The sequence below is a fragment of the Methanobrevibacter sp. genome (assembly GCF_045541095.1).
GTDB lineage: Archaea > Methanobacteriota > Methanobacteria > Methanobacteriales > Methanobacteriaceae > Methanocatella.
The window spans coordinates 1-1766 of the sequence record NZ_JAZQIJ010000277.1; the positions used below are offsets into that span (position 1 = coordinate 1).

The 1766-nt window shown below is 34.8% G+C and carries 3 protein-coding genes; all 3 read left to right on the top strand.

Going from position 1 to position 1766, the window contains the following annotated elements; genetic code table 11:
* Positions 1 to 792: hypothetical protein (locus tag ACKI2P_RS12030; protein ID WP_407377849.1), on the top strand; the 792-nt coding region annotated here is incomplete at its 5' end.
* Complete coding sequence (locus ACKI2P_RS12035) at positions 761 to 919, top strand: hypothetical protein (protein WP_407377850.1); 159 nt, start codon at positions 761 to 763, stop codon at positions 917 to 919. The genes ACKI2P_RS12030 and ACKI2P_RS12035, both read left to right, overlap by 32 nt.
* 32 nt (positions 920 to 951) lie before the next feature.
* On the top strand, positions 952 to 1766 hold an 815-nt coding region (locus ACKI2P_RS12040), incomplete at its 3' end, for a recombinase family protein (protein ID WP_407377851.1).

The following is a 1766-nucleotide window of genomic DNA, read 5'->3' on the forward strand; positions in this document are numbered from 1 at the left end:
ACCTATACGAAAAACAGCAAACACGCTGATGAAATTAAAACCTTTGTCGGAACAAATTACGGCATTGTTGGAAAATTGATTTCTGAATATCTTCTGCACTCTGATTCTAAAAAAGCCCTTACAAATTACGAGACAATTAAAAAGATAATTGCAGAAAATCCAAAACTTGAAAAATGTTCTTTAACTGACAGACTGATTCTGAATTATGCTTTGATACTCCATACTGCACATATTTTGCAAAATATCGGCATTTTGGTTGATATTGAAGCATTACAGAATATTTGCGTTGAAGTTCACAACAAACTTTCAGAATCTTCTGAAATCGGCAAAAATACTATTCATGCAATATTTAACTATATCACCAATCATCCACAGTTACAAGGAATTAAATGGATTACAATCCAAAGCGGTAAACCTCTCAAAGTCGCAATCAATGAAATTATCTTTGAAAAAATTCTTGAAGAGTGTGGTATCTCCGATATGAAAGGAGCTATCAAGCATTTGGAGAAAGAAAAGTATTTAATCAGGCAATCCAAGGACAGAATCAAATCGAAATTAAATATAGACGGCATTTCCTGCTATGCCTATCAATTTGACGTTGCAAAGGCGAATGAAGCCTTTGGAACAGAACAAGCGGAAACTTTCTCGAATGTGAAGAAGCATTCAATTTATGAAGTGATAACTGGTCAAACGCTTGATATTACGAACAATGAGGAGGCTATCATTCATGACGGAAATTACAAGGTTAAAGATAACAAGGTTGCAACTTGCGGAAAAGCATTTCTATTATGATGGCTGTGAATGCGAAAATTTCACTGCTGAAAATGAGCAGAAAGAAAATGAAATACTGAATCTTGCCGCTGATGTGTTGATTCAGATTCTTACAGAAGAATATAAACCAACAAATACAAATGTCTGAAAGGAATCAGTGAGGTTATATTGGAGAAAAAAGTGAAAGTATTGGCATATATCAGATATAGTTCCCATAATCAGGACGAAGGAAACAGTGTAGCAGCTCAAACGACTACAATCGAAAATTATGTTTCCTCTCACGGAATGGAGATTGAAAACTATTACATTGATATGGCAAAAACCGGAAGAAATATCAACAGACCACAATATCAGCAGATGATAGCGGATATTAAACATGGTACTGTTGAAGCCAAAATTATTATTGTGAGAGCTATCGACAGGCTTCACAGAAATGCTAAAAATCAGCTTTCTGATATGGAATGGTTTGCTGAAAATGGTATTAGATTGATTTCCATTGTTGATGGAATTGATACAAATACTGAAACAAGTAAACTCCTTACAACAATCAAGGCAGCCGTTGCAGAAGATTTTTCCGAAACGCTTTCTAAAAATACAAGAGCTGGATTATTGGAATGTGCGAAACAATGCAGACATTTAGGCGGTACTCCGCCAATTGGCTACAAAGTCAATGCACAGGGATTTTATGAAATTGATGAATTGAAAGCCCCTATCATTAGAGAAATTTATAAACTTTATTTACAAGGAATGGGATATAGTTATATCATCAAAAATCTCAAGGAAAATGGTTACAAAACTTCGGAAGGAAATGACTTTTCAAAGGCTTCTCTCAATGCGATTTTGAAAAATCCAAAGTATATGGGTACTTACGTTTATGACCGTTCTACTCCGAAAAATTCCGAAGGCAAGAGAAATTCCTACACATCGAAATCAGAATATATCCAAATTAAGCAAGGTATGCCAGCAATCATTTCGGCAGAAGATTTTGAAAAAGT